This window comes from Nocardia violaceofusca NBRC 14427 (genome assembly GCF_963869435.1).
In the GTDB taxonomy this organism is placed as follows: domain Bacteria; phylum Actinomycetota; class Actinomycetes; order Mycobacteriales; family Mycobacteriaceae; genus Nocardia; species Nocardia aobensis.
In genome coordinates this window covers 400,019-426,577 of record NZ_CAWMPM010000005.1, presented here as the reverse complement: position 1 = coordinate 426,577, position 26,559 = coordinate 400,019, and the positions used below count along the sequence as shown (strand labels likewise).

General features: G+C 67.6%; 23 protein-coding genes. 12 read left to right on the top strand and 11 right to left on the bottom strand.

Features of this window, described 5'->3' with window-relative positions; translation table 11 throughout:
• The first annotated feature begins 585 nt into the window (after nucleotides 1-585).
• Nucleotides 586-3,234, top strand: coding sequence for a replicative DNA helicase (dnaB, locus tag AC5592_RS06550; protein WP_157121612.1), 2,649 nt, complete (start codon nucleotides 586-588; stop codon nucleotides 3,232-3,234).
• A gap of 12 nt (nucleotides 3,235-3,246) precedes the next feature.
• On the opposite strand, the gene AC5592_RS06545 is transcribed toward dnaB, so the two are convergent.
• From AC5592_RS06545 to AC5592_RS06535, 3 genes are all read right to left on the bottom strand, one after another.
• On the bottom strand, nucleotides 3,247-4,068 hold the full coding sequence (locus tag AC5592_RS06545) for a DUF6585 family protein (RefSeq protein WP_036507158.1): 822 nt from the start codon (nucleotides 4,066-4,068) through the stop codon (nucleotides 3,247-3,249).
• Between the two features lie 126 nt (nucleotides 4,069-4,194).
• Nucleotides 4,195-5,031, bottom strand: a complete 837-nt coding sequence (locus AC5592_RS06540) for an AraC family transcriptional regulator (protein WP_063063669.1) — start codon at nucleotides 5,029-5,031, stop codon at nucleotides 4,195-4,197.
• 47 nt (nucleotides 5,032-5,078) lie between these two features.
• Nucleotides 5,079-5,663: a helix-turn-helix domain-containing protein gene (locus AC5592_RS06535; RefSeq protein ID WP_063063668.1), complete on the bottom strand. Its 585-nt coding sequence runs from the start codon at nucleotides 5,661-5,663 to the stop codon at nucleotides 5,079-5,081.
• A gap of 253 nt (nucleotides 5,664-5,916) precedes the next feature.
• Between AC5592_RS06535 and AC5592_RS06530 the strand changes: the two genes are divergently transcribed.
• The gene (locus tag AC5592_RS06530; protein WP_036507164.1) at nucleotides 5,917-7,602 is read left to right on the top strand and encodes a cutinase family protein; all 1,686 of its coding nucleotides are present in this window, start codon (nucleotides 5,917-5,919) and stop codon (nucleotides 7,600-7,602) included.
• A gap of 73 nt (nucleotides 7,603-7,675) precedes the next feature.
• Here AC5592_RS06530 and AC5592_RS06525 read toward each other — a convergent pair whose 3' ends face one another.
• The 3 genes from AC5592_RS06525 to AC5592_RS06515 form a co-directional block, all read right to left on the bottom strand.
• Nucleotides 7,676-8,680 (bottom strand): LLM class flavin-dependent oxidoreductase, encoded by a 1,005-nt coding sequence (locus AC5592_RS06525; RefSeq protein ID WP_086007317.1) that lies wholly within the window; start codon nucleotides 8,678-8,680, stop codon nucleotides 7,676-7,678.
• Nucleotides 8,681-8,727: 47 nt separating this feature from the next.
• The gene (locus AC5592_RS06520; protein WP_232329222.1) at nucleotides 8,728-9,084 is read right to left on the bottom strand and encodes an ArsR/SmtB family transcription factor; all 357 of its coding nucleotides are present in this window, start codon (nucleotides 9,082-9,084) and stop codon (nucleotides 8,728-8,730) included.
• A 105-nt stretch (nucleotides 9,085-9,189) separates the two neighbouring features.
• Nucleotides 9,190-10,458, bottom strand: a complete 1,269-nt coding sequence (locus AC5592_RS06515; protein ID WP_063063667.1) for an MFS transporter — start codon at nucleotides 10,456-10,458, stop codon at nucleotides 9,190-9,192.
• Between the two features lie 189 nt (nucleotides 10,459-10,647).
• Here AC5592_RS06515 and AC5592_RS06510 point away from each other — a divergent pair, with 189 nt between their 5' ends.
• Nucleotides 10,648-12,183, top strand: coding sequence for an FAD-binding protein (locus tag AC5592_RS06510; protein WP_063063707.1), 1,536 nt, complete (start codon nucleotides 10,648-10,650; stop codon nucleotides 12,181-12,183).
• Between the two features lie 3 nt (nucleotides 12,184-12,186).
• Here the strand turns inward: AC5592_RS06510 and AC5592_RS06505 are convergent, their stop codons facing one another.
• Nucleotides 12,187-12,777, bottom strand: coding sequence for a helix-turn-helix domain-containing protein (locus AC5592_RS06505; RefSeq protein WP_036507174.1), 591 nt, complete (start codon nucleotides 12,775-12,777; stop codon nucleotides 12,187-12,189).
• A 78-nt stretch (nucleotides 12,778-12,855) separates the two neighbouring features.
• Here AC5592_RS06505 and AC5592_RS06500 point away from each other — a divergent pair, with 78 nt between their 5' ends.
• Nucleotides 12,856-13,878 carry an NAD(P)/FAD-dependent oxidoreductase gene (locus AC5592_RS06500; RefSeq protein WP_063063706.1) on the top strand — a complete coding sequence of 341 codons (1,023 nt, stop codon included), beginning with the start codon at nucleotides 12,856-12,858 and terminating at the stop codon, nucleotides 13,876-13,878.
• Between the two features lie 26 nt (nucleotides 13,879-13,904).
• Entirely contained in the window at nucleotides 13,905-14,624 is a 720-nt protein-coding gene (locus tag AC5592_RS06495; protein ID WP_084506417.1) for a class I SAM-dependent methyltransferase, read from the top strand.
• Between the two features lie 11 nt (nucleotides 14,625-14,635).
• On the opposite strand, the gene AC5592_RS06490 is transcribed toward AC5592_RS06495, so the two are convergent.
• Nucleotides 14,636-15,166: an NUDIX domain-containing protein gene (locus tag AC5592_RS06490; RefSeq protein ID WP_063063666.1), complete on the bottom strand. Its 531-nt coding sequence runs from the start codon at nucleotides 15,164-15,166 to the stop codon at nucleotides 14,636-14,638.
• Between the two features lie 97 nt (nucleotides 15,167-15,263).
• On the opposite strand from AC5592_RS06490, the gene AC5592_RS06485 reads away from it, so the two are divergent.
• From AC5592_RS06485 to AC5592_RS06475, 3 genes are read left to right on the top strand one after another with little or no spacing between them, the layout of a single operon-like run.
• Nucleotides 15,264-15,935 (top strand): class I SAM-dependent DNA methyltransferase, encoded by a 672-nt coding sequence (locus tag AC5592_RS06485; protein ID WP_063063665.1) that lies wholly within the window; start codon nucleotides 15,264-15,266, stop codon nucleotides 15,933-15,935.
• A 12-nt stretch (nucleotides 15,936-15,947) separates the two neighbouring features.
• Entirely contained in the window at nucleotides 15,948-17,510 is a 1,563-nt protein-coding gene (locus tag AC5592_RS06480) for a phytoene desaturase family protein (protein ID WP_063063664.1), read from the top strand.
• A 29-nt stretch (nucleotides 17,511-17,539) separates the two neighbouring features.
• Nucleotides 17,540-17,893, top strand: a complete 354-nt coding sequence (locus AC5592_RS06475; RefSeq protein WP_036507186.1) for a glyoxalase superfamily protein — start codon at nucleotides 17,540-17,542, stop codon at nucleotides 17,891-17,893.
• A gap of 12 nt (nucleotides 17,894-17,905) precedes the next feature.
• On the opposite strand, the gene AC5592_RS06470 is transcribed toward AC5592_RS06475, so the two are convergent.
• Nucleotides 17,906-18,466 carry a dihydrofolate reductase family protein gene (locus tag AC5592_RS06470; protein ID WP_063063663.1) on the bottom strand — a complete coding sequence of 187 codons (561 nt, stop codon included), beginning with the start codon at nucleotides 18,464-18,466 and terminating at the stop codon, nucleotides 17,906-17,908.
• 108 nt (nucleotides 18,467-18,574) lie between these two features.
• Nucleotides 18,575-19,174: a GDSL-type esterase/lipase family protein gene (locus AC5592_RS06465; RefSeq protein WP_232329221.1), complete on the bottom strand. Its 600-nt coding sequence runs from the start codon at nucleotides 19,172-19,174 to the stop codon at nucleotides 18,575-18,577.
• A 114-nt stretch (nucleotides 19,175-19,288) separates the two neighbouring features.
• On the opposite strand from AC5592_RS06465, the gene AC5592_RS06460 reads away from it, so the two are divergent.
• The 3 genes from AC5592_RS06460 to AC5592_RS06450 all read left to right on the top strand — a co-directional run bounded on the left by AC5592_RS06460 (nucleotide 19,289) and on the right by AC5592_RS06450 (nucleotide 23,440).
• Nucleotides 19,289-20,062, top strand: coding sequence for a 2OG-Fe(II) oxygenase family protein (locus tag AC5592_RS06460; protein WP_063063661.1), 774 nt, complete (start codon nucleotides 19,289-19,291; stop codon nucleotides 20,060-20,062).
• A complete protein-coding gene (locus tag AC5592_RS06455; protein ID WP_232329220.1) occupies nucleotides 20,049-20,819 on the top strand; it encodes an SDR family NAD(P)-dependent oxidoreductase in 771 nt (256 codons plus the stop codon). Before AC5592_RS06460 ends, AC5592_RS06455 begins: the two co-directional genes overlap by 14 nt.
• Before the next feature lie 248 nt (nucleotides 20,820-21,067).
• Nucleotides 21,068-23,440, top strand: a complete 2,373-nt coding sequence (locus tag AC5592_RS06450; RefSeq protein WP_063063659.1) for a lysylphosphatidylglycerol synthase transmembrane domain-containing protein — start codon at nucleotides 21,068-21,070, stop codon at nucleotides 23,438-23,440.
• Nucleotides 23,441-23,471: 31 nt separating this feature from the next.
• On the opposite strand, the gene fadD5 is transcribed toward AC5592_RS06450, so the two are convergent.
• Nucleotides 23,472-25,037, bottom strand: a complete 1,566-nt coding sequence (gene fadD5, locus AC5592_RS06445; RefSeq protein WP_063063658.1) for a fatty-acid--CoA ligase FadD5 — start codon at nucleotides 25,035-25,037, stop codon at nucleotides 23,472-23,474.
• 416 nt (nucleotides 25,038-25,453) lie between these two features.
• Here fadD5 and AC5592_RS06440 point away from each other — a divergent pair, with 416 nt between their 5' ends.
• A complete protein-coding gene (locus AC5592_RS06440; RefSeq protein ID WP_063063657.1) occupies nucleotides 25,454-26,425 on the top strand; it encodes an NAD(P)H-dependent flavin oxidoreductase in 972 nt (323 codons plus the stop codon).
• Nucleotides 26,426-26,559: the final 134 nt, after the last annotated feature.

The following is a 26,559-nucleotide window of genomic DNA, read 5'->3' as shown; positions in this document are numbered from 1 at the left end:
CCGACACGATAGAGTTGCGAAAGATTTGCTAGTTGGTGACGGTGGGCATTGGATCCCGCCTGCGACAGCCTCTGCGCACTTTTTACCCAGCTCCTGGGGATTTGTGGACAAGTAGCCAAACCGACCATCTCGAATGTGATCTACGCCATAGCTTCGGAGAGCGGTGTTAACCCAACACGCCCGGCTGTTCATCTCGGATGACACGCCGACGCTATTTCAATCCACATGTGGGAAATCGAAAAAACGCGTGTCCACCTGGTCATAGCTGCTGCGCATACCGGGTTATCCCCAGTTGATGCACAAGGCCTGCACAACAGTGGGTGAACTGTGCCCAGTTTATCCACAGCTGTTTCCACAGGACGGTTTGGCGATCCCCAACTCGGTCCCTTAGGTTCTTCCAGGCGCCGTCGTCACGCGCCGGTAGCACCGTGATTCTCGTTGCGGGAAATCCGTTAGCTACGGGCTGGTTCTCGATCATGTGGCGGCCGCCGCGACGGCCGGTGTGACATGTTCCGACGTGTCGGTACCAGGGCGTACAACAGGTCATCAATAGGGTCGAAGCCGGGTGGGATCAGGCCGGGTGCGATGAGAGAGGACGGTCGAGTGGCAGTCGTCGACGATCGCGGGCACTCGGACTACAACGATCAGCCCGGCGAGGATTTCGGTCGGCAGCCGCCGCACGATATGGCCGCCGAACAGTCGGTTCTCGGCGGCATGTTGCTCAGCAAGGACGCCATCGCCGACGTCGTCGAGGTCATCCGTCCCGGCGATTTCTACCGTCCCGCGCACCAGGCCGTCTACGACGCGATCCTCGACCTCTACGGCCGCGGCGAACCCGCGGACCCGGTCACCGTCGCCGCCACCCTGGACCGCCGCGGCGAACTCAAACGCATCGGCGGCCCGCCCTATCTGGTCACCCTGACCCAGACCGTGCCGACGGCGGCCAACGCCTCCTACTACGCCGAAATCGTCGCGGAGAAGGCGATTCTGCGGCGCCTGGTCGAGGCCGGCACGCGCATCGTCCAATTCGGCTACGCCGGCTCCGAGGGCCAGGACGTCGCCGAGGTCGTCGACCGCGCCCAGGCCGAGATCTACGAGGTCACCGAACGCCGGTCCACCGAGGACTTCCTGCCCCTGGAGGAGCTCCTCCAGCCGACGATGGACGAGATCGACTCCATCGCCAGCCGCGGCGGCATCTCCCTCGGCGTACCGACCGGCTTCACCGAACTCGACGAGGTCACCAACGGCCTGCACCCCGGCCAGATGATCATCGTCGCGGCCCGCCCCGGCGTCGGTAAGGCGCTCGCACTCGATACCCCGCTACCCACCCCGGATGGCTGGACGACCATGGGCGAGGTGGCGGTCGGAGACGAACTGCTCGACGCTCACGGACGACCGACCCGCGTCGTAGCAGCGACCGAGACGATGCACGAACGCCCTTGCTACGAGGTGGAATTCTCCGACGGCACGGTGATCGTCGCAGACGCCGAACATCAATGGCTGACCGAGACACGCGCCTCGCGGCGCTCGGCGCAGCAAGCCGCGACGAGCTACAACCGGTACCGGAACCAGCGGACATTCGCCGAGGTTCGGACCACCGCCGATATCGCCGGAACCCTTCGCTGTACGACCGCGGACGCGCGCCTCAACCACTCGGTCACCAATGCGGCGCCCCTTCAGCTGCCGGAGCGTGACCTGCTCGTTCCGCCATATACCTTGGGCGCCTGGCTGGGCGACGGCACCTCCGCCTCAGCCCAGCTGACCACCGCAGACCCAGAAATCGTGCTGCGCATCGAGAACGAGGGGCTGGTTGCGGTGCCGTCGGCAAGTGCCGAGTTGCGCTACAGCCTGCAATTGCCCGATCCCGCTCCCATTTCTCCTCGCAACTGCGTCGTGTGCGGAGCCGAGTTCGTGCCCTTCACCTCCGAGGTGAAGACCTGCGGCCGATCCTGCGGTGGCAAGTCGCGATTCGTGTCCGCCCGCTCGCCGCGGCCGACCTGCCCGCAATGCGGCCGGCCTTCCACGGGTCTGCGGACGTGCCAGGGCTGCCGCAATGCCACAGGCACGGTGCAGGCACGGTTGCGCACCATCGGTGTTCTGGGGAACAAGCACATCCCGACCGCCTATCTGCGAGCCTCCGAAGCGCAGCGGCGAGCGCTGCTGGCCGGACTGCTCGATACCGACGGCACGGTGACCCACGGCGGTTCCGTGCAATTCGCGGTGACGAACGAACGATTGGTCTCCGATGTCGAAGAACTGATCGTCAGCCTCGGATATCGATGCCACCGATCGAGCAAGAGCGCTCGCGGACGCACCGCGGACAGTTCGGTGGCGTACACCCTCACGTTCGCGACCGACGACGAGGTATTCGGCCTGAGCCGAAAGAATCTACTGCACAAGCGGCGTCGGGGTGCGACCGGGACCGCGCGGTCGAACTCACGGTTCATCGTCGACATCCGGCCTATCCCCAGCGTCCCGGTCCGCTGCGTCGAGGTCGACAATCCCGACCACCTCTACCTGGCCGGGCGCTCGATGGTCCCCACGCACAATTCCACCCTCGGAATGGATTTCATGCGGAGTTGCTCGATCAAGCACGGCTTGGCGAGCGTTATCTTCTCGCTGGAAATGAGTAAGACCGAGATCGTGATGCGTCTGCTGTCGGCGGAGGCGAAGATCAAGCTCGGGGATATGCGTGCCGGGCGGATGAGCGACGACGACTGGACCAAGCTCGCGCGGCGGATGAGCGAGATCAGTGAGGCGCCGCTGTTCGTCGACGATTCGCCGAACCTGACCATGATGGAGATCCGGGCGAAGGCGCGCCGCCTCAAGCAGCGCCACGATCTGCGGCTCGTCGTGGTGGACTACCTGCAGCTGATGACCTCCGGTAAGAAGGTCGAATCCCGCCAGCAGGAAGTCTCGGAATTCTCCCGAAGCCTGAAACTACTGGCCAAGGAACTGGAAGTTCCGGTGGTCGCGATCAGTCAGCTGAACCGTGGTCCGGAACAGCGAACGGACAAGCGCCCCATGGTGTCGGATTTGCGTGAATCGGGAAGTTTGGAACAGGACGCCGATATGGTGATCCTGCTGCACCGCCCCGACGCGTTCGAACGCGACGACCCGCGCGGCGGCGAGGCCGACCTGATCCTCGGCAAACACCGAAACGGCCCCACCGCGACCATCACCGTCGCCCACCAGCTCCACCTCAGCCGCTTCGTGGACATGGCTCGCGGGTAGCGGTAGCGTCAATCAAACCTGATTCACGCCGTCTCGACCGCGCAGTCGGATCGAATGTTCCGCCAGCGTGTAGAAGAGGCGGAAATTCGGAATGTCACCGACGGCGCCGGTGAATCCTGGCCAGATCTTGCCGGCCAAGGTCACTGCGATCGCACCGTTGTCGATGTCCACCCGCTCGATCCGCTCCCATGCGATGGCCTTGTCGAGGCGGCCGAGCTCGGCGCCGGTCATCCACAGATCGCCGAATTGCACTCGCTGCCCGGCCTCGAGCGCGGCCCAAGTCGGCGCCAGCTGCGCATCGACAACGGCGTCCTGAATCACCGGCCCCCAGGATTGCGGATTCGCGAGGTTACCGAGCATCAGGAACTGCGTACCGGTGAGATCGATCAGGTGATACCGATAGGCGGTCAAGCCGTTGCGCCGATGATGGGTGATCGACGCTGTAACCGACGTTCGGTCATAACGAACCACATGCAGCCCGCCGCCGTGCGCGTAGACCAGACCGTTGGTGTACAAATCGAGCCTGACACCGCGGTCTTTCCCGTAGAACGGGCGCGCGGTGACCACGTTTCCCACCAGACCCAGGCCGAAGCCCAGCGCCAGTAGTCCCGTGAGAAACCACCAGTTACCGTTCACGAGCACACCCACCAGCGTCACGAGCGCCAGGACAGGCGTGGCGATGGCAAGCCACCGAATATTCTTGCGATGCACCGGATGCAGTGCAGGATGTGCCGACTTGTGTGCCCCCAGGTCCGCCGCCGAGGCGGCCTGCGCTATCCGGCCCAGCAGTTGCGGATCTTCGTGAGCTCGACCGATAGGCTCAGGCTCGGACATCACGCCCCCTCGATAGACATCCTGTTCTGCCGCAACACTATCTGATGAATCGCTATGTCCGGATACGGGTGATCGACGCCCGCCGACGAGCGCTTCACCAGCCGAACAGATATCGGTCTTCGGTGATCACCTGGCGGGCAGCCGGGTGGGCCAGGCTATGTGGTCGACCGAGAGCCATGGGGCGGTGGCTACGGCCGAGGTGGTCATTCCCGCGAACTCGGCGATGTCGCGATGGAGGTGGGACTGGTCGACGAAACCGGTTTCTGCGGCGACCCGGGCGGGGCGGTGGCCGGCGGCGAGTCGGTGGGCCACGTGGTCGAACCGCACCAGCCGGGCGCTCTGTTTGGGCGTGATCCCGATCTGGGCGCGGAAGCGCGACCACAGCCGCTGACGGCTCCAGCCGACCTCGGCCGCCAGTGGTTCGATCCGGGCGCGGCCGCGGCTGTGCGACAGTCGGCGCCAGACGAATTCGACCTCCGGATCCACCTCCGGGCCGGTGGCCAGCCGCCGAGCGAGTGCGGCGTGCGCCATCGCGAAGCGCGTATCCCACGACCGCGCGGCACGCAGTCGCTCCTGGATTCGCGCGGCATCGCCACCCCACAGTTCGCCCAGCCCGACCACCATCCCGTTCAGTTCCGCACCCGCACCGAGCACCGCGTGGGCGACCACCGGAGAGAGCCGGATCTGCAGGAGGTCGACGGCGCGGCCCGAACCCCGCAGCGCGCCGCGGGGCAGGCCGACCACGAGGGGGCCGTCCGTGCGCTGACCGCGCACACCGTCGACGACCAGCGCGTCACCGAAATCGACGAAAATCGTCAGCGCCGGATACGGGATCATCTGCAGACCGACCGTTTCGCCAGCTCTTCCCCGGAACCCGGCCATACTCACGCCCGGCATGCCGCGCCCGGCCGGGACCGCGAGGTCCATCACGGCACCGGCCAGCACCACCGGCTGCACAGGCATGCCGCCATGGTACGAGCGATTCGTACGAGCGGCCGGATGTGGCGAATTCAGTTCGGGCGGTAGCGCGCTCGCAGGTGGAAGCGTTCACCCTGGGGGCCGAGGATGCTGAGGAATTCGACCGCGCGGGTGTCGGCGTTGCCGAACCAGTGCGGGAGGTGAGTGTCGAATTCGGCGACCTCGCCGGTACCGAGAACCAGGTCCTGATCGCCGAGCACCACGCGCAACCGGCCGTCGAGCACATACAGCCAGTGGTAGCCCTCGTGCGAGCGCGGCGCCGGTTCGCGGTGGCTGCCTCCGGCGGGCAGGATCTGGCGGAACACCTGCAGACCACCGGGATTGCGAGCCAGCGGGATGACGGTCATACCGTCGCGGGTGAACGGTTGTGGATAGACGCGGGGGTCACCGCTCGCCGGGGCGCCGACCAGTTCGTCCAGCGGAATGCGGTAGGCCTGGGCGAGTGCCAGCAACTGTTCGAGGCCGGGTCTGCGCTGCCCCGACTCGAGCCGCGACAGCGTGCTGACCGGAATCGCTGTCCCGGCGGAAAGCTCGGTCAGCGTCCGGCCGCTGCGTCGGCGCAGTTCGCGCAGCCGTGGTCCCAGCGCCGCCACTACCGGTTCGAACCCGTTGTCCACGCGTTCACCGTGCCCAGTGCACCGCCCTCGACGCAAAGAAATTTGCCGGATCGTCAAAGCGGCGGACCTCGCCATGGGGCGGAAAACGCGTTATCGCTGCGGGCGGCCTCCGCGTTTACACGCCGCGGTTCAGATCACAGAACTGTTCCGGCTGGTAACGCTCGCCATGCGGTTCCCGACACCTCTCGTGACACACACGGCCCGTCGGGGGGCCTGTCCCGCTTTCTTGTCGGACCGAATTGGGGATCAGGACATGGCTCTTCGCGAGTTCATCAAACGGCACCGCATCGCCTCTGCGGCCGCCGGACCAGCAGTTTTGGGGGTGGCGGCCATTGTCGCGGCCTCGTGGGGCCTGATGGCGACGCCCGAGACCCGCGATACGCGGCTCACCTCGTCGGTCACCGAATGTCATGACATGGTGACCATCTCGGTGGCCGGACGCAACGACAGCCCGGACCCGAACAAGACCGCCATGCTGGTCGACGCGAACGGCAACGCGCTGCCCGCGGCGCTGTCGGGTGACTACAGCAGCCACTGGGTCGATCCGGTGGTCAACGCACCCGCCGACAAGGTGGATCCGGGTTCCTACGCCGCGGTGTACATCGCCTATCCGGCGAATATGAGCACCTACGAGCAGGCCGTCGACACCGGTGTGGCCAATGCCGAGAAGGTCATGCACGACATCGCGCAGGCCTGCCCCGACACCAAATTCTCCATCGTCGGTTACAGCGAAGGCGCCGACGTCGCGCGCCGCGTGGCCATGGGCATCGGTCACGACGAGCCCGGCGCCGACGGCAAATACGATGTCGTCGACCCGAAAAACGTTCTGGGCGTGGTGATTCTGGCCGATGCCGGACGGACCGCGGGCGACGGCCCCTTCCCCGGCGCCAAGGATCCGAATCATCCCGACGGCTTCGGTCAGAACTACCAGAACGGCAACAAGCCGATCTCCGGACAGGGCGCGCTGCCGGATCAGGCGGGCGACTTCGGCGCGCTGAACGGCAAGGTTGCCTCGTTCTGCTCCGAGGGCGACCTCACTTGCGCTGCGCCGCAGAACATTTCGCTGCTGCAGCTGGCCGCGAACGTGGGCCGGCAATTGAACGTCGACAACCTGCAGAACGAGGGGCTGACGCCCGCGACGGGTCAGGACGTGGCGGTCACACTCGGCCGGATAGCGATGAACGCCTTCTCCTACATCGCGTCGCAGCCGAATTGGATGGCCAGTAACGAGACCTTCCTGCAGGTGCTGCTGAAGGTGTCCGAACCGGGCTACAAGCCGGGCGACAATCCGCCCGCACCCACTCCGGCACAGTCGATTTCGACCGAGCAGATGGCGCCGCTGGCATATCTGCCGCAGAAGGTTCTCAACGAGATCATCGGCCTGATCGTCACCAACCAGAACACGATCCCGGTGATCATGAGTGATCCGTACCAGCTGACCCTCGGCCCCAACGGCACCGGCCACCACTTCGATTACTGGCGCGACTCCGACGCCGCGAACGGCAAGCCGATGAGTTCGGCCGAATACGCGGCGGCGTGGCTCACCCACTTGGCGCAGCAGGCGCAGGCGGGTCAGCAGATCGACACCAAGTCGCAGCCGACCCAGGCCGACGTCCAGGCGGCGTACAAGACCGTCCAGGACAGCAAGGCGGCCGACACCAAGGCGGCCACCACGACGAGTCCCGCCGCCACCACCACGCAGCCGGCGCCGACAACCGCGACGCCGACGACCACCGGCACGGCGCCGACCACCACGACGCCGGCCCCGCCCACCACGACCACGACCGTCGCACCGGCCGAACCGCCGGCTCGCACCCAGGTCGCGGCTCCGGTCGAGACCACGGCACCGCCCACCACCCAGCCGACGACCACCCAGCCGACGACGACGCAGCCGACCACCACCACGTCGGCGGCACCGACCACGACGGCCACGAAGTAGACGACCGTGGCGGTAGTCGGTCACCGCAGGTGAGCCGGTAACGGCCGGGCCCGTAGCCACGGGCCCGGCCGTTTCAGTTGGCCGCTCGCTCGGTGCGGATCGCGGCCGCGGTCAGTTCGACGGATCGGACCCGGTCGGCGATATCGGTGGCGTGGTGGACGAGGATCAGCTCGTCGGCGCCGATCGAGGTGGCGAATTCATCGAGGTGGTCGCGTACTTCGTCCGGAGTGCCGGCGGCGGTGTAGCGCGTCATCGAGGCCAGCTGGGCACCGTTGGGCGAGGCGAGGAAGGCGTCGATCTCCTCGTCGGTGAAGGTTGCCGTGCCGGCGCCGCGGGAGATCATCATGCGGGCGCGGGCCCGGTAGGAGACGGTCTTCTGCTCGATCGCCTCGTCGTGGGTCTCGGCGGCGAAGACGTTGATGCCGGCCATCACATACGGTTCGGCGAGCTGCTCGGAGGCCTGGAACTTCTCGCGATAGACCTCGACCGCCTGGTGGAGCGCATCCGGCGCGAAGTGCGAGGCGAAGGCGTACGGCAGGCCGAGATGCGCCGCGAGCTGTGCGCCGAACAGCGAGGAACCCAGAATGTAGAGCGGCACAATGCCTTCCGCGCGCGGCACCGCCTGCACACCGGGGATGCGCGACTGCCCGCTCAGATATCCCTGCAGTTCTAGGACGTCCTGCGGGAACGAGTCGGCCGAGTGCGGATCGCGGCGCAGGGCGAGCATCGTCTTCTGATCGCTGCCGGGGGCGCGGCCGAGGCCGAGATCGATACGGCCGGGGAACAGCGTTTCGAGGGTGCCGAACTGTTCGGCGATGACCAGCGGGGAATGGTTGGGCAGCATGATGCCGCCCGCGCCGAGCCGGATGGTCTCGGTGTGTTCGGCGACGTGGCCGATGAGCACACTGGTGGCGCTCGACGCGATGGAGCGCATGTTGTGATGTTCGGCGTACCAGACGCGCCGATATCCGCTGCGCTCGGCGGCCTGGGCGAGGGCGACGCTGTTGGCGAAGCTCTCGCGTGCGGTCGCGCCGGGGGCCACCGACGCCAGGTCGAGGATGGACAGGGCGGTGGGCACAGTCGCGGTAGGCATGATCGCTGCCTTTCGTATTCGGAGTGCGTGGATCAGAGCACGCGGTGTAGTCGGTCGGTGAAGTGCCGGATGCGGGCCTCGTCGCGGCGGTAGTAGGTCCACTGCCCGCGCCGGGTGGCGATGAGGAATCCCGCGCGCTGCAGTACCGCCAGATGGGCCGAGATGGTCGAGGCCGACGTTCCGGCCCGCCGCTGGATCAGTCCGACACAGACGCCGAGTTCGGCCGAATCTCGGTCCAGCTCAGCGAAATTCGCGTGCGGCTCCTTGAGCCAGTGCAGGATCTGCAGCCGGGTCCGGTTGGCCAGGGCCTTGCATTCCTCGAGCATCTCGCATTCGGCCTCGTTCAGCTCGGCGAGGTCCTCCACGCGAACCGATCCGCTGTCACGCACATCCACCATCCTTCGGCATTTCGCTAATTAACGAATTTAGGCGCCGAAGCGCGGCGCGGCACTGTGGCGCTGGTCACTCGGAGCGCTGATCACTCGGAGCGCTGGTCACCCCTGTCGCAGCGGCTCCGGTGCCGTCGGCGACTGCGACGGTTCCGCCGCCCTGTCCGCGTCGTCGTATCCGCCTCGGAACAGCAGCAGCGGCGTGGCCAGCAACAACACGCCCGCCACGGCGAGTGCGGTGCGGGGGCCCGTAAGTTGGGCCAGCACGCCCCAGAGCGCGGTGAGTATCGCGGTGGTGGCCTTACCGGTGATCGACCACGCGGTCAGCACGCGTGCGACCGATCCCGATTCGGTGTGCCGCAGGCGGGAGGTGGCCATCACCGGGTTGAAGATTCCGATGCTCGCGATGAGGCCGGCCTCGACGACGATCACCAGCATCAGGCCCCCGAGCCCCGCGGTGATACCCGCCAATCCGATCGGCCAGCAGGCCCGCAGACTGCCCGCGACCAGGAGGATCCGGCGTTCCCCGTACCGCCGAACCAGTCGGGGCGACAGCCGGGAGCCGAGCAGGCCCGCCAGGCAGGGGATTCCGAACGCCAGCCCGTACTGCCAGGCGGGAAAACCGAGGCTGCCGAGCATCAGCACGGCCACGACCGGCGCGGTCGCCATGATCAGCCCGTTCACCGCGACCGAGTTGAGGAACAGCGGTCGCAGCACCGGATGGGTGAGCAGATAGCGCCAGCCCGCGAACAGATCGGCGGCGCGGGTGCGCGCGACCCTCCCGCGATCCGGCTGCGGTTCGCCGGCGCGGATCGAGCCGAGCGCCGCGGCGGACAGCAGATAACTGCACGCGTCCGCGAGGACGGTCGTGACCGGGCCGAACAGCCCGATCGCGGTGCCGCCCAGCGGCGGTCCCAATGCGGTCGCGGTCCACGTGGTCGATTCGAATCTGCCGTTGGCGACGAGCAGATCCTCTTGCGGGACAATATTTTTCAGGTAGGCGCCGCTCGCCGCGCGGAAGGCGATATCGGCCGCCGCCATCACGACGGAGACGATCAGCAGTTGCGCGTAACCGAGCACGCCGCACGCGAAGGCGACCGGAATACTCAGCATGGCAGCGAACCGCAGCAGATCCGTCGCGACCATCACCGGACGCTTCGGGCGGTACTCGACCCAGGGACCGAGCGGGACGGCGAGCACCACGCCGACCGCCAATCCGGCGGCGGCCAAGGCGGAGACCGCACCCGGTTCGGCATGCAGCACGCGTATCGCGATCAGCGGTAGGGCATCCAGGGCCAGGCAGGTGCCGAAGGTGCTCACCGCGTAGGCGGTCCAGAGCCGGGTGAACGAGGTGCCCAGCGAACGATTCGTCATCGAGGTGATCGAAGCAATCGGTCCGGGCGCCGCGCAAACAACCGACACGCACTTCGCCACAACCGCCGGTTGTATCGCGGTGGCACGGATCGGCGGCTGTGACCACGACGTTCCTGCCCATCGGGATCTTCGGTGACGCGTAGGCGCCGAACGCTTACCGTGAGCACAGACGAGTGCTGGGAGTGTGCGGTGACGGACTGGAACGAAGAAGTCGATGTACTGGTCGCGGGTTCGGGTGGCGGTTTGGCCGGCGCCTATACCGCGGCGCGGGAAGGACTTTCGGTGGCCGTGGTGGAGGCGACCGAGAAATTCGGCGGCACCACCTCGTATTCCGGCGGCGGCGGAGTGTGGTTTCCGTGCAATCCGGTGCTGCAACGGGCCGGGGTGGACGACACCTTCGAGGACGCGCTCACCTATTTCCGCGCGGTCGTGGGCGATCGGACGCCGGCCGACCTGCAGGAGACCTATATCCACAACGGCGCCCGGGTGATCGAATACCTGGAGAGCGACGACAGTTTCGAATTCCAGATGTTCCCGTGGCCGGATTATTTCGGGGCGGCGCCCAAGGCTCGCACCGACGGTAAGCGGCATATCGTTCCCGCACCGCTGCCCGCCGCGACTCTCGGGGACCTCGCCACCGCCGTGCGCGGCCCGCTGGGCACCGACCGGCTGGGCGAGCCGCAGCCGAAATATCTGATCGGCGGCCGCGCCCTGGTCGGGCGGTTCCTGCTGGCGCTGTCGAAGTTTCCCGACGTCTCGTTGCAGCTGAACACTCCCCTCGTCGAACTGGTCACCGAGGACGGCGCGGTGGTCGGCGCGATCGTGGAACGCGAGGGCACGCGGGTCGCGATCCGGGCCCGCAAGGGAGTTCTGCTGGCGGCCGGCGGTTTCGAAGGCAACGACGACCTGCGCCGGCGCTTCGGCGTCCCCGGCGAGGCTCGCGACACCATGGGGCCCTGGGGAAATCAGGGCAAGGCGCACGAGGCCGGGATGGCGGTCGGCGCCGATACCGATCTGATGGATCAGGCGTGGTGGTCGCCGGGAATGATCCATCCCGACGGCCGTGCGGCCTTCGCGCTGTGGTTCACCGGGGGCATTTTCGTCGACGGGGCGGGGCAGCGTTTCGTCAACGAATCCGCGCCCTACGACCGGCTGGGCCGCGACATCATCACGCGCCTGGACGAGGGTGCGATGACGCTCCCGTTCTGGATGATCTACGACGACAGTGCCGGCCCGGTACCACCGGTGCAGGCCAGCAACGTCCCGATGGTCGACCACGAGGAGTACGTGCGCGCGGGGCTGCGGCACAGTGCGGCGACCCTGGAAGAACTCGCCGAGAAGATCGGCATTCCGGCGCAGGCGCTGGTCGAGACCGTGGACCGGTTCAACGCCTTCGCCGACCGCGGCGTCGACGAGGATTTCGGCCGCGGCGACGAGGCCTACGACCGCGCCTTCTCGGAGGGCAAATCACCGCTGGTGCCGATTCGGAAGGGACCTTTCCACGCCGCGGCCTTCGGCATCTCCGATCTGGGCACCAAGGGCGGACTGCGCACCGATACGGCCGCGCGGGTGCTGAACGAATCCGGCACACCGATTCCCGGGCTGTACGCCGCGGGCAACACGATGGCCGCGGTGAGCGGGACCGTCTATCCCGGCGGCGGCAATCCGATCGGAGCGTCGGTGCTGTTCAGCCATCTGGCCGCGCTGGATATGGCCGGACGCTGACCGTCAGTCTCCGCTGGTTGCGGGGCGGGCCCGCACATGGGCGCGCTCGCCCTGTTTGCCGAAGAGACTGAGGAATTCGACGGACCGTTCGTCGGCCGGGCCGAACCAGTGCGGGACCCGGGTGTCGAATTCGGCCGCCTCACCGGGAGACAGCACCAGGTCGTGTTCGCCGAGGATCAGGCGGAGGCGGCCATTGAGGACGTACAGCCACTCGTAGCCCTCGTGGGTCTGCGGATCGGGTTCACCGCGGCGGTTCTCGGGGTGGATCACCATCTTGTAGGCCTGAATGCCGCCCGCGCGCCGGGTCAGCGGCAGCATGGTCATACCGTGCCGGGTGATCGGCCGCAGATGGATGCGCGGATCGCCGGTGGGTGGGGCGTCGACGAGTTCGTCGAGGGTGACGCCGTGCGCGCGGGCCAGCGGCAGCAGCAGTTCGAGGGTCGGCTTGCGGGCACCCGATTCCAGCCGGGACAGGGTGCTCACCGAGATGCCGGTCGTCGCGGACAGATCGGCGAGCGTGGTCTGGCGTTGGTGTCGCAGCGCGCGCAGCCGTGGGCCCACGGCGTCGAGCGCGCGGTCCAGGTGGTCGTCCATGACCCCAGTTTGCCATTTCAGCAAAGATGTTTGCCAGATTTCCGGTCTGTCGGGCACGGTGGACGCCAGGAGGTGGTCATGGTGACCGATGAGCTGAACAGCGACTACGACGTGGTGATCGTCGGCGGTGGGGCGGCCGGGTTGAACGGCGCGTTGATGCTGGCGCGGGCCCGCCGATCGGTGGCGGTGGTCGATGCCGGCGCGCCCCGCAACGCCCCGGCCGACGGGGTGCACGGACTGCTCGGCCGGGAGGGGATGCCGCCGGCGGAACTGCTCGCCCGCGGCCGCACCGAGGTGCGCGGCTACGGCGGGCACATCGTGTCGGGTGAGATCACCGGCGCGATCCGCGAGGACGGCGAATTCCTGCTCGAACTCGCCGACGGGCGGACCGTGCGAGCGCGCCGGCTGCTGGTGACCACCGGATTGGTCGACGAGATCCCGGATGTCGCGGGCCTGCGGGAACGCTGGGGTCGCGATGTCGTGCACTGTCCGTACTGCCACGGCTGGGAGGTGCGCGACCGCGGGATCGGCGTGATCGCCAACGGTCCGATGTCGGTTCACGGTGCGCTGCTGTTCCGGCAGTGGACCGATGATGTCGTCCTGTTCACCCACACCATGGACGCCCCCGGCGCCGAAGCGGCGGAAAAGCTCGCCGCGCGCGGCATCGCGGTCGTCACCGGGGAGGTGGCGGCACTGGAGATCGCCGGCGACCACATCACCGGCGTGCGGCTCGCCGACGGGACGGTGGTGGCGCGCGAGGTGATCACCGTCGGCCCGCGCATGGTCGCGCGGAGCGAGATCCTTCGCAAACTCGGACTCGAGCCCGTCGAACATCCTTCGGGCGCAGGCGAATACATTCCGACGGACGCGATGGGCCGCACCGACGTCGCGGGCGTATGGGCGGCGGGCAATGTCACCGACCTGAGCGCGCAGGTGGGTGCGGCGGCCGCCGCGGGTGCGTTCGCGGCCGCGCAGATCAATGCCGACCTGGTGGAGGAGGAGACGCGCCGGGCCGTGGAGCGCCACCGGCGCGGATTCTCCGCCGACGATGAGAGCGCCCTGACCGAGCGCGTGCTCGGCGATCGGCGGCACGGCCTGTGAACTCGCGCCCCGGCGAAGGAGTCGACATGAACGGCAGTAACACGAACGGCACTGACACGAACGGCAGTGACACGAACGGCACTGACACGACGGGCGGGCACGCACATCACGAGCACAGCTCCGGCGGACGTGAATTCGACCGGCGCTATTGGGAACAGCGCTACCACGGTGCCGGTTCGGCCTCCGCGAGCGAACCCAATCCCCACCTCACCGGCGAACTCGCCGACCTGCCGCCCGGCACGGCCCTGGACGCCGGCTGCGGTGAGGGGGCGGAGGCGATCTGGCTGGCCGAACGCGGCTGGCACGTCACCGCCGTCGACATCGCGGCGGCGGCCGTCGCGCGCGGGCGGGTGAAGGCCGGTCGGGCCGGTCACGAGATCGCCGACCGGATCGATTGGCACGCAGCGGATCTGACGGAGTGGGACGCGGGCATCGACCGCTTCGACCTGGTCTGCGCGTGCTACGTGCATCCGGCCGATTCGAACGACGCCCTGTTCGAGCGCCTCGCCGGCGCGGTGGCACCGGGCGGCACGCTGTTCATCGTCGGCCACGCCCCCGGTGACCACGAGTCGGCCGCGCACACCTCCGCTGCCCATGTGCACGTCACCGCCGAACAGATCGCCGCCGGATTGGCGCCGGATCGCTGGGATATCCGGTTGGTCGAGACCCGGACGCGGTCCGTCGTTCGTTCGAGCGGCGAGTCGATCACGCTGCAGGACAGCGTGTTCCGCGCTCGGAAGCGTTGAGTGACGCCGAATCAGCGGCGCTCGTGGAGCAGGAGCAGACCGTAGGCGGCGATGGTCTGCGAGTCGGTGATTTCGCCGGTGCGGATCATCCGTTCGACGATGTCGCGGTCGAACCACCGCGAGCGCATGTCCTGTTCCTCGGGTTCACGGTCGGGTTCGCCCGCGGTGAGGCCGGTCGCCAGATAGGCGTGGCCGCGCTGGGCGAGTGTGGCCGGGGCGGCGTCGAGGATGCCGAGGTGGGTCAGGTCGGCGGCACGCAGGCCGGTCTCCTCGCGCAGTTCCCGGCGGGCGATCTCCACCGGGTCGCCGGTCTCGCCGCCCGGTAGCGCACCCGCGGGGAACTCCCAACACCGTTGTCCCAGTGGATATCTGAACTGTTCGACCAAATGCAGCCGATCGCCCGCCAGCGGTACCACCACGGCGAATTCGGCGCGGTGCACCACGCCGTAGATGCCGGTGGAGCCGTCGGCGCGGCGAATACTGTCCTCGCGGACCTCGATCCAGGGATTGCGATACACGATGCGGGAGGTGAGCGTCCTCATCCGTCCGCCTCCCGGTGCTGCGTCGAGGTGGCCATGCCGCGACCCTACGCGCCGAAACCACGCGCCGGCCGGGGATCGGCGTCGGTAGGCTGCCGGAGTGAGTGCGAATTCCGATGCGGTGGCGGCGGCGTACGACGAGGTGGCGGAGCTCTATACCGGCCTCTTCCGGGATGCGATGGTGAACGCACCGATCGATCGGGCGATGCTGGGATTGTTCGCGGAGTTGGTGCGGGCCGAGGACCGCGGTCCGGTGGCGGATCTGGGATGTGGGCCGGGCCGGATCACCGGGCATCTGGATGCGTTGGGACTGAACACCTTCGGCCTCGACGCGTCGGCGGAGATGATCCGGATGGCCCGCGAGGTTCATCCGCACCTGCGATTCGAGCACCGGTCGATGGAGAAGCTGGATGTCGCCGACGGCGGCCTCGGCGCAATCGTGGCCTGGTACAGCATCATTCATATGCCGCCGGAGCAATTGCCGGATCTGTTCGCGGAATTCGCGCGGGCGCTGGCCGCGGACGGCTATCTGATGCTGGCGTTTCAGGCCGCCGACGACGGCGCCGACCGGCAACCCTACGACCACAAGGTGGCGCCGGTGGTGCGGTGGTCGCCCGAGAAACTGGCGGAGATGTTGCGGTCGCACGGGTTCGTCCCGGTGGTCCGGACGGTGCGCCCGCCGGAGCCCGACGAGCGGTGTCCGCACGGATATCTGCTGGTTCGTAAGTCAGCGACACCCGGCGGATCGGACGCGGGTCGCGCGGATTCGTGATATCCAGGGCTGATGCGCGACTCCTATGACGTCGTCATCGTCGGCGGCGGGCACAACGGACTGGTGGCCGCGGCGTATCTGGCGCGCGCCGGACTGTCGGTGCTGGTGCTCGAGCGGCAGGACCACACCGGTGGCGCGGCGGTATCGGAACGGGTGTTCGCCGGAGTCGATGCGCGCCTGTCGCGCTATTCGTATCTGGTGAGCCTGCTTCCCGACCGGATCGTCCGGGATCTGGAACTGCGGTTCCGAACCCGCGAGCGGCGGATCTCGTCGTACACGCCGGTCGGCGACACCGGACTGCTCATCGATACCGCCGATGCCGGACGAACTCGCGAGAGCTTCCGCCGGGTCACCGGATCCGATGCGGATTTCGCAGCGTGGCAACAGTTCTACGCGACGACCGCGCGAGCCGCGCAGAAGATCTTCCCCACGATGCTGCGGCCGCTGCCCACCCGTGCCGAACTGCGGCGGGCGCTCGACGATCCGGATACCTGGGAGATGCTGTTCGAGCGGCCGCTCGGCGAAACCGTCGAGGCGCGATTCCGCGACGACACGGTGCGCGGAGTGGTCTTCACCGATGCGCTGATCGGCACGTTCACGCACGCGCACGATCCGGAGCTGCGGCAGAATCGCTGCTTCCTCTACCACGTGATCGGCAACGGGACCGGCGAGTGGAACGTTCCGGTCGGCGGGATGGGCGCGCTCACCGATGCCCTCGCCGATGCGGCCCGGCGGGCAGGCGCGCACCTGCGCACCTCGTGCACGGTGACCGGTATCGACACCGACGGCGACACAGCACAGGTGCGGTTCGAGACGCCGGACGAATCCGCTCTGGCGGACGCCCGCCACGTCCTGGTCAACGCGGCGCCGGCAACCCTCGCCCGGCTGATGGGCGAGCCGGTCGACGCGATGCCCGAGGGCAGTCAGTTCAAGGTGAACATGCTGCTGCGCCGGCTTCCCCGCCTGCGCACCGATATCGATCCGCGCGAGGCGTTTTCGGGCACGTTCCATATCGCGGAGGGATACGGCCGGCTCGAACGGGCATATCGCGAGGCGGCCTCCGGGCGCTTCCCGAGCGCCCCGCCGTCGGAGATCTACTGCCATACGTTGACGGACCCGTCGATTCTGAGTTCCGACGCCGCTGAACGTGGCATGCATACGCTGACCCTGTTCGGTTTGCACACTCCGGCAAACCTTTTCGAGCGCGGATCTCGCGACGAACTGCTCGCATCGACACTGCGTGAGCTGGATTCCGTACTGGCCGAGCCGATTTCCGGCTGTCTCGCCGCTGATGCGAACGGCGACCCGTGTATCGAAGCCCGAACGCCGCTGGAACTGGAAGCCGAACTAGGCCTGCCGCGCGGCCATATCTTCCACGGCGACCTGGATTTTCCGTATCGCACCGACGACGATGCCGCACCCGCCGCTCGCTGGGGCGTCCGCACGGGCCATCGCAACATCTTCCTGTGCGGCGCCGGCGCGGTCCGCGGCGGTGGAGTGAGCGGGATCGGCGGCCACAACGCGGCCATGGCGGTTCTGGAGATCACGGGCCGCACCACCCCGGTATCGGACTAGCGTCATCGCCCGGCGGACAGGAGGACCGCATGCGCACCCATCGCATCATCACCAATCTTCGAGTGGCCGATATCGAGGCCGCCCGCGGCTTCTACACCGATTTCCTCGGTCTGAGCACCGAGGAATTCAACATGGGCTGGGTGGCCCGATACACCTCGCCGGACAGCGGCGCCAACATCCAGCTCGTCACCCAGGACGCGGCCGCGCCCGCCGACTCCGTCGCATCGGTGCTGGTCGACGACGTCGACGCGGCCTATGCGGAGGCGCGGCGGCTCGGCTACGAGATCGTCCATCCGCTGACCACCGAACCGTGGGGAGTTCGCCGGTTCCTGGTTCGCGCTCCGGACGGCAACGTGCTGAATATCGTCCGCCACCGCGAGTGAACCGCGAACCGGTCAGCCGAAGCTCGGTCGCACCACCGAATTGGCGGTGACCCGGTAGGTGGTCAGGACGACGCCGTTGTCGAGCACCTCGGAGTCGGCGAGGGCGAGGGTGGCTTCGGGCTCGACGGTCTCGAACAGCCGCAGCCCGCTGCCCAGGAGGACGGGGTAGACGACCAGGCGGTACTCGTCGACCAGTTCGTGTTCGCGCAGGTACTTCACCAGCGAGGCGCTGCCGAAGACGAGCAGGTTCTGCTCGGTCCGCAGTTTCGCGATGCCGGCGGCGAGATCGCCCTCGATGCGCTGAGCGTTCCACTCCAGATCGCGCAGCGAATCGGTCGCCACATACTTGGACATGCTGTTCATCTTGTCCTTGTACGCACCCTCCTCCGGGTGGTCCGGCCAGGACGCGGCGAACATCTGATACGTGGTGCGACCCAGCAGCAAGGCGTCGACCGCCTCCAGCTCACCGGATTTGTAGTTCGCGATGCCGTCGCACCAGAACGGTGCGGTCCACAGTGGATCCTGGATGAATCCGTCCAGCGAAACGAATTCGGCGACAACGATCTTCCCCATGATTGACCTGCTCCTCTGCAACCTGTCACCGGCCCGGTCGGCCGATGCGTTCGAACCATGAAGACTCCGACAACAACGCTAACTAATCGGTGCGGAGAAATCCGCGAATCAGCTCACCGTCGGGAGCCGAGTGCGGGGTTCGGTCAGCCATTGCAGCCAGTGCGGGCCGATCATCGCGGCCAGCTGCTCGTAGCCCGGCGCGCCGGGATGGTAGCCGTCGCCGTCGCGCAGTTCGCGCATCCAGATGTCGTTGTGGCGCAGCGGTTGGTGAACGCGAAGGTACTGAACGTGTTCGCGGGCGCACATGTCGGTGAATCGATCATCCAATTCGATTGTGCGCGTGTTCTGTTCGTCGTCGATACCGGGCGGCGGCGCGACCACCAGGACGGTCCATTCGAGTTCTGCGCAGCGGCGCAGCATGCGGCGGAGATTGGCCGCGGACTCCTCGGCCGGCACCCGGATCGCCTCGTTCTCCCAGAGCGTGTCGTTGACGCCGAAGGAGAAGACGACTCGCGCGTCGACCTCGCCGGATAATCGCTGCCCGCATTCGGCTTCCCAGCGGGCGGCGATATCGGAGGAGGTCTGGCGTCGCACCCCGAGGTTGTAATAGGTCAGCGGTATTCCGGCCGCTGTCGCGCGGCCGGCGAGGCGGCCGGCCCAGCCGAGACATTGCGGATCTCCCAGTCCCGCAACCAGAGAATCCCCCACGAAACAGACCCGAACGTCGCGCACCACCGGGTGATGGTTGCACAAACCGGGACGAACTCGGCGCGGTACCGGGAAGGCAATAAGATCGGCGGGGTAGTCCGGGAGGGAGCTTGTATGTTGTCCGAGGCGCCGTTGCCGCGCTGGTTCATCGATCTGCTGGCACATCGGCGATGGATTCGCCGCACCCGCCCCTTCCCCCACGTCTACGTTCGTGACGTCTTCGTCGCCGAGTTCTATCAGCGGCTCGCGGCCGAATTCGACCGGGTGCGCACCGAGCGCCCGGATCTGTTCGCTCCCGTCGCCGCGGGATACGGCGCCTCGGGGGCGAGCCTGACCCGGATGCGCAACGGCCCGCTCGAGGTCTTCCTGTCGCGCGCCTGGCACGACCTGATCGAACGGGTCGCGGGCGTCTCGGCCAGCGGCGATGTGGAGGGCTCGCTGCACCATCATCCGCCGGGGAGTCCGCGCGGCTGGCCGCACCACGACCTCACCCCGGCCTGGTTCCCGGGGGTGGAACCGGGTCCGGAGGCGGTCGGTCTGCCGGCAGACGATATCGATCTGAAGTCCGGTGCCCGGCCCGCCGGGGTGCCTGCCCGCGAGATGGTGCGCGCGGTCGCGGTGCTCTTCTATCTCTGCAACGGAGAATGGCAGCCGGGCGACGGCGGCGAGACGGGACTGTTCGCCGATGTCGGCACCGCGGACGCGGCGCCGACGGTGGTGGTTCCGCCCTTGGACAATTCGATGGTCGTGTTCGAATGCACGCCGCGGTCCTGGCACACCTTCCTCGGCGCGAACACCGCGGGCCGCAGCAGTGTGGTGATGTGGTTGCATCGGCCGAAGGAGCAGGCGGCCGGCCGCTGGGGAGGGGATCGCATTGTCAACTGGTGACGCCCGCCGAGTGTGCCTGCTCACCGGGGCGGGTGGGCGTTTGGGCGACGCGTTCTGCCGCGCGTACTACCGGAACTACGACATCGTGGCGGTCTGCCGCAATCGGGTTCCGGCCGCGCCCTCGCAGGAGGAATGGTTCATCGATCCGCTGGAGCCGTGGCAGCCGGTTCCGGAGAACGACTCCCGCATCTTCGTCGTGCGCGCCGATCTGACCCGCGAGGGCGAGGCCGAGCGCGTGGTGGATCTGGCACTGGCGAAGTTCGGCGCGGTCGATCTGCTGGTCAACAATGCGGCGCATCTGGATCTACAGCCGAACGGGCTGGTCGACGGCGACACCGCCTTGAACGCGCTCGCGCCGCAGTTCGCGATGAACGTCGAGGTGCCGCTGCGACTGGCGACGCGGCTCGCGCAACGCTGCTGGTTGCATCGCGGGGACGAGAATCGGGTGCGTAATCGCAATATCGTCAACGTCTCGAGCTTGTCCGGTTCCCGGGTCTATTCCGGCGGACAGGCCGTCTACTCCGCGACCAAGGCCGCGCTCGACCATCTGACCAGGCATATCGCCGCGGAATTCGCCGAATTCGGGGTCCGCGCGAATGCCGTCGCCCCCAATTCCTTTCCCGCGCTGGTGCCGACCGAACTGGTCGCGGCCGCGATCGCCGAACTCGATACCGGCACCATGACCGGTGGCGTCTTCAGCGTCGGCGACACCGACGCACCCGAACCCGTCCCGGTCAGTCCGGGACCGCCCGGGTGACGCTGCGCCCTGCCGGTCCGCGAAGACCCGGGCCCTCGCGCGGTGGTCCCGGCGCGAGCGAGCGGAGATCCGGACGCGCAGCATCCGCCCGAGTCCGATCGGCTCGTGTGGAGTACGCGCACGCCCACCTGCGCGAACCCGGGGAACGGCGTGTTGCCGACGGGCGCTCGGAGAGCCTCCTGCATACTCACACCCGAGCCGACCCTGGGACCGACGCAGCTCCCTCGATCCGAAAGTTTCGATACGACATGCGAGTAGACGGGCGGGAGATCCCCGTCTCCGGCAGTCTGCTGCAGCCGCGGATCAGGCGGACCAGCGACATCATTCGCGTGGTGCTGTCCGCCCTGCTGGTGGCGGTGGTGGTCGCCGGATCGCTCGTCACCCGGCCGCGCTGGGAGGCCCTGGAGCGATCGGTCTCCGATATCGTCGGCTTCCTCACGCCCGAACAGTCCAACCTGGTCTACCTGCTCTACGGCATCGCGATTCTGGCCTTGCCCTTCGCGATCCTGGTCCGACTGATCTTCCGGATGCAGTGGAAACTGCTCAGCGGCTACGTGGCGGCGGGTCTGATCGCGGTGCTGGCGCTGTCGATCACCGAATCCGGGATCTCGGCGCCGCAGTGGCATCTGGCGGTGCCACGTCAGCTCGACACCTTCCTGTCGCAATTTCTCGACGATCCGCGCTGGATCGCGATGCTGGCCGCCGGCTTGACCGTGGCCAGCCCGTGGCTGCCGGTCTCGTGGCGGCGCTTGTGGTGGGCGTTGCTGATCGCGTTCGTGCCGCTGCATCTGTTCGTCAGTCTGGTGGTGCCCTCGCGGGCGATGTTCGGGCTGGTCGTGGGCTGGTTCGTCGGCGCGGTGATCGTGCTGGTCGTCGGCACTCCCGCGTTGGAGGTGCCGCTCGAGGCCGCCGTGCGGGTACTGGCCGGACGCGGATACACCGTCACCGGCTTCACCGTGCTGCGTCCGGCCGGCCCGGGACCACTGCTGCTGAGCGCCGACACCGGACCGCATCGCCAGCTGGTCGTGGAGATGTACGGACAGAATCAGCGCAGCTGGGGAATGTTGCGGCAGGTACGGCGCTGGCTGACCTTCCGCAGCAGTGAACGCGCCCCCGCCTTCGCCTCGATGCGCCGCGCGGTCGAACACCGCGCACTGATGGGTATCGCGCTCGGCGACCTGGGCCTGGCCAGCAACAAACCGCTGACGGTGGCCGCCCTGAGCCGCGGCTGGACCTTGTACGCGCACACCGCGCCCCGGGGCCGGCAGCTGGCCGCCACCGACAGCGAGGTGGTGCTGACCAACGTCTGGCGGTCGCTGCAGAACATGCATCGGGCCCAGATCACCCACGGCGATCTGCGGATCGAGGAAATCCGCATCGCCGAGGGACGGGTGCTGTTCGGTGGCTTCATGGCCGCGGAATTCGGCGCCTTCGACTCCCGCTTCTCCGCCGATATCGCGCAGTTGCTGCTCACCACGAGCTCGCTGTTCGGAGCGCAAACCGTGGTGGCGACCGCCATTCACGTGCTGGGGGAACAGGCGGTGCTCGACGCGTCCCGACGGCTCACCAAGAACGGGATCGGCGCGCAGGTCCGCAAATCGGTGCCCGACAGCGGCGAACTGATGAAAACCGTCCGCGCTCAGGTACTTCAGCAGACCGGTAAGGATCGGATCGAGGCCGCGCGGATCACCCGGTACTCGCGCAACCAGATCGTGCAGCTGGTGCTGCTCATCGCGCTGGTGTACGTGGCCTACCCGTTCATCAGCCAGGTGCCGACCTTCTTCACCGAACTGCGCACCGCGAACTGGTGGTGGGCGCTGCTGGGGCTGACGATTTCGGCCGCCACCTACGTAGGCGCGGCGATGGCGCTGTGGGGATGCGCCGGGACGTCGGTGAACTTCCGCAAGCTGCTCGGTATGCAGGTCGCCAACACCTTCGCCGCGACCACCACACCCGCCGGGGTCGGCGGGCTGGCGCTGAGTGTGCGATTCCTGCAGAAGAGCGGTTTGGGCACGGTGAAGGCGACCGCCGCGGTGGCGCTGAACCAGGCGGTGCAGGTGATCACACACGTGGCGCTGCTGATCATCTTCAGTGTGGCGGCCGGTGTCTCGGCGAACCTGGAACATTTCGTGCCGAGTGCGACCGTGCTGTACCTGCTGGCCGGTGGTCTGCTGGGTGCGGTCGGCGCGGCCATGTTCGTCCCGACGGTGCGGCGCTGGCTGCGCAACGAGGTGCGGCCGCAGCTGGCGGAGGTAGTCGCGGAACTGCGGACGCTGGCACGTGAACCGAGACGGCTGCTGATGATCGTCGGCGGCTGCGCGACCACCACGCTCGGCGCGGCGGGCGCGCTATGGGCCGCCATCGAAGCCTTCGGCGGCGCAACGACATTCGTGACCGTGACGGTCGTGACGATGATCGGCGGCACGCTGGCCTCGGCCGCGCCCACACCCGGCGGCGTGGGCGCGGTGGAGGCGGCGCTGATCGGCGGTCTGGCCGCCTTCGGTGTGCCCGCCGCGATCGGCGTGCCGGCGGTGCTGCTCTACCGCGTACTGACCTGCTGGTTGCCGGTCTTCTGCGGCTGGCCGCTGATGAACTGGCTCACCAGGCACGACATGATCTGAGCCGCAGGCCGTTTCGGCGGAATGCCGAAGGTCAGCCCGCGTAGTCCTTACGCAGTTGCACCTTCACGACCTTGCCGCTGGCGTTGCGCGGTAGCTCCGGCACGATCACCAGATCCTTCGGATGCTTGTATCGCGCGAGGTTGTCGTTGAGGAACGGGGTCAGTTCCTCGAGGGTCAGCGTTTCGCCGTCGAGCAGCGCGACGACGGCCACCGGCACCTCACCCCACTTCTCGTGGGCCCGGCCGACCACCGCGGCCTCGTGGATCTTCGGATGCGCGAACAGCACGTTCTCCACCTCGGCACAGTAGATGTTCTCGCCGCCGGAGATGATCATGTCCTTCTTGCGGTCGACCACCCAGACGAAGCCCTCCTCGTCCTGGCGAACCAGGTCGCCGGAGTGGAACCAGCCGCCGGCGAAGGCTTCCGCGGTCGCCTCGGGCTTGTTCCAGTAGCCCTGCATCATGGTCGGCCCGCGGTAGACGATCTCGCCGATCTCGCCCGGCGCGACGTCGTTCATCTCCTCGTCGACGACGCGGCTCTGGATGGTCGGGATCGGCTTGCCGACCGAGCCGAGTTTGCGCAGCGCGTCCTTACCCTCGAGCACGCAGGTGATCGGCGACATCTCGGTCTGGCCGAAGACGGCGACGTTCTGCGCGTTCGGGAAGCATTCGGCCATCGCCCGCAGCACGGTCTCCGACGCCGGCGCCGCACCCCAGCTCAGCGTCTCCAACGCGAGCTTGCGCTGCTTGACCGTCGGGTCCTCACAGATCAGCTGCCACTGGGCGGGGACACAGAACGCGGTGGTGGCCTGTTCGGCCTCGATGGCGTCGAGGAATTCGGAGGCGTTGAACGCGCCCAGCGGATGCAGGACGGTCGTGGAGCCGAGCATGAACGCCGGGGCGAGAGCGCCCAGTCCGGCGATGTGGAACAGCGGCGAGGTGCAGAAGCCGATGCTGTCGGGGGTCGAGTTCATCGCCCGAATGCAGGTCAGCGCCTGGGCATTCAGATTGGCGTAGGACAGGATCGCGCCCTTGGGGCTGCCGGTGGTGCCCGAGGTGTACATGATCAACGCCGGAGTGTCCTCCGGAATATCCTGCGGCACATGGGGTTCGCCGGTTTCGGCGAGGAAGTCGTCGTAGCCGATGACACCCTCGCCGGTGGTGCCGCCGATGACGACGCAGGTGCGCAGCGTCTCGCTCTGCGCCATCACACCGGTGGCCAGCGGCTGCAGCAGCGAGTCGGTGACGATCGCCGCGGCGCCCGAATCGGCCACGATATAGGCGACCTCGGGCGGGGTGAGCCGGAAGTTCACCGGTACCGCGATCGCGCCCAGCGCGTTGATGCCGAACACGGCCTCCAGGTACTCGGTGTAGTTGAGCGCCAGGATCAGCACCCGGTCGCCGAAGCCGACACCGCGCCGCGCCAGGGCATCGGCGAATTTCAGTGACCGCTCGTGCAGCTGTTTCCAGGTGGTGTCCTGCCCGCGGAACCGGATCGCCACGGCGTCCGGGCGCATCAGCGCATGCGTGGCGATCTGATTGTTCCAGTGGTTGCGACGCGACCGGATCGGTTCGTCGGTCTGGACACCGGTGGTCATGCAGGAACTCCTCTCGGCCCGTCGGAGTTCGCCACCGAATGGCCCGGCGGCGTCGACGGCTGAACCAACAGCGAGAATAGCAACTAACTTTTTGCCGTGACAAGGGTTACATACGAGAATCCCGGTTCACAGAAGGTTCGCCACACTGCGCCGTCTCATAGCGATAACCTGGGATTTTATCTGAGTGCATGGTGACGTCAGTTCCACGGCCTTCGAGGCGGTCGGGGCAAACTGCCACTCACATCCTGTTGTCTCCGATGCGGTCGCCATGCCAGTATCGACCCATCCGGGCAGGCCCGGCTCGCACACGGCCGGGCACCCGAGGGGCGGCAGTCTGTGCACACACCGGCATCGAGTCGTGCCGGAGATGCCGGGCGCGCCGCACCGAGTCGTACCGCGGCCAGGAGGACAACCAGATGTTGCGCACCAGATTCACCGAGATGTTCGGTATCGAACACCCGATCGTGCAGGGCGGCATGATGCACGTCGGCCGCGCCGAACTCGTGGCGGCGGTCGCCAACGCCGGAGGCCTCGGCTTCATCACCGCGCTGACCCAGCCGACCCCCGACGATCTGCGGCGCGAGATCGAGCGCACCCGGCAACTCACCGACAAGCCGTTCGGCGTCAACGTCACCATCCTGCCGTCGATCAATCCGCCGCCATACCAGGAATACGTCCAGGCGATCATCGAGTCGGGCGTGAAGATCGTGGAGACCGCCGGCAGCAACCCGGAGCCGTTCCTGCCGTACTACAAGGAAGCCGGAATCAAGGTGCTGCACAAGTGCACCAGCGTCCGGCACGCGCTCAAGGCGCAGAAGATCGGCGTCGACGGCGTGAGCATCGACGGTTTCGAATGCGCCGGACACCCGGGTGAGGACGACGTGCCCGGCCTGATCCTGATCCCCGCCGCCACCAAGGCGCTCGACATCCCGGTCGTCGCGTCGGGTGGTTTCGCCGATGCCCGCGGCCTGGTCGCCGCGCTGGCGCTGGGCGCCGACGGCATCAACATGGGCACCCGCTTCCTGTGCACCGAGGAGTCCCCGGTGCATCGGAAGGTCAAAGAGCAGATCGTCGCCCACACCGAGCGGGACACGCAGCTCATCTTCCGCACCATGAACAACACCGCCCGGGTGGCCGCCAACGAGATCAGCCGCAAGGTGGTCGAAATCGAGGCCGCCGGAGGCAAATTCGAGGATGTGCGCGATCTGGTCGCCGGCGCGCGCGGCCGCCGCGTCTTCGACGAGGGTGACCTGGACGCCGGCATCTGGTCGGCCGGGCAGGTGCAGGGCCTGATCGACGACATCCCCACCTGCGCCGAACTGATCTCGCGCATCGTGGACGAGGCCGAGGCGCTGATCAACTCGCGGCTGGGCTCACTGGTCGTCTGATTCCGGCATACGGCGCGAGCCGCGACCGCCACGGTCGCGGCTCGTTTCCGTCACTCTCGTCCCTGTGGCCTCAGCTGTCTCGACCTCTTCACCGGGCCCCGACTTGTCGGCATAATCGCTGGGGAACCTGCACT

Excerpts from the sequence above, each read along its gene's own strand:
- AC5592_RS06460 (WP_063063661.1), top strand. The coding sequence starts at position 19,289 with ATGTTGTCCGAGGCGCCGTTGCCGCGCTGGTTCATCGATCTGCTGGCA.
- fadD5 (WP_063063658.1), bottom strand. The coding sequence starts at position 25,037 with ATGACCACCGGTGTCCAGACCGACGAACCGATCCGGTCGCGTCGCAAC.
- AC5592_RS06470 (WP_063063663.1), bottom strand. The coding sequence starts at position 18,466 with ATGGGGAAGATCGTTGTCGCCGAATTCGTTTCGCTGGACGGATTCATC.
- AC5592_RS06495 (WP_084506417.1), top strand. The coding sequence starts at position 13,905 with ATGAACGGCAGTAACACGAACGGCACTGACACGAACGGCAGTGACACG.
- dnaB (WP_157121612.1), top strand. The coding sequence starts at position 586 with ATGAGAGAGGACGGTCGAGTGGCAGTCGTCGACGATCGCGGGCACTCG.
- AC5592_RS06540 (WP_063063669.1), bottom strand. The coding sequence starts at position 5,031 with ATGCCTGTGCAGCCGGTGGTGCTGGCCGGTGCCGTGATGGACCTCGCG.
- AC5592_RS06450 (WP_063063659.1), top strand. The coding sequence starts at position 21,068 with ATGCGAGTAGACGGGCGGGAGATCCCCGTCTCCGGCAGTCTGCTGCAG.
- AC5592_RS06515 (WP_063063667.1), bottom strand. The coding sequence starts at position 10,458 with ATGACGAATCGTTCGCTGGGCACCTCGTTCACCCGGCTCTGGACCGCC.
- AC5592_RS06475 (WP_036507186.1), top strand. The coding sequence starts at position 17,540 with ATGCGCACCCATCGCATCATCACCAATCTTCGAGTGGCCGATATCGAG.
- AC5592_RS06490 (WP_063063666.1), bottom strand. The coding sequence starts at position 15,166 with ATGAGGACGCTCACCTCCCGCATCGTGTATCGCAATCCCTGGATCGAG.
- AC5592_RS06545 (WP_036507158.1), bottom strand. The coding sequence starts at position 4,068 with ATGTCCGAGCCTGAGCCTATCGGTCGAGCTCACGAAGATCCGCAACTG.
- AC5592_RS06440 (WP_063063657.1), top strand. The coding sequence starts at position 25,454 with ATGTTGCGCACCAGATTCACCGAGATGTTCGGTATCGAACACCCGATC.
- AC5592_RS06500 (WP_063063706.1), top strand. The coding sequence starts at position 12,856 with ATGGTGACCGATGAGCTGAACAGCGACTACGACGTGGTGATCGTCGGC.
- AC5592_RS06480 (WP_063063664.1), top strand. The coding sequence starts at position 15,948 with ATGCGCGACTCCTATGACGTCGTCATCGTCGGCGGCGGGCACAACGGA.
- AC5592_RS06530 (WP_036507164.1), top strand. The coding sequence starts at position 5,917 with ATGGCTCTTCGCGAGTTCATCAAACGGCACCGCATCGCCTCTGCGGCC.
- AC5592_RS06505 (WP_036507174.1), bottom strand. The coding sequence starts at position 12,777 with ATGGACGACCACCTGGACCGCGCGCTCGACGCCGTGGGCCCACGGCTG.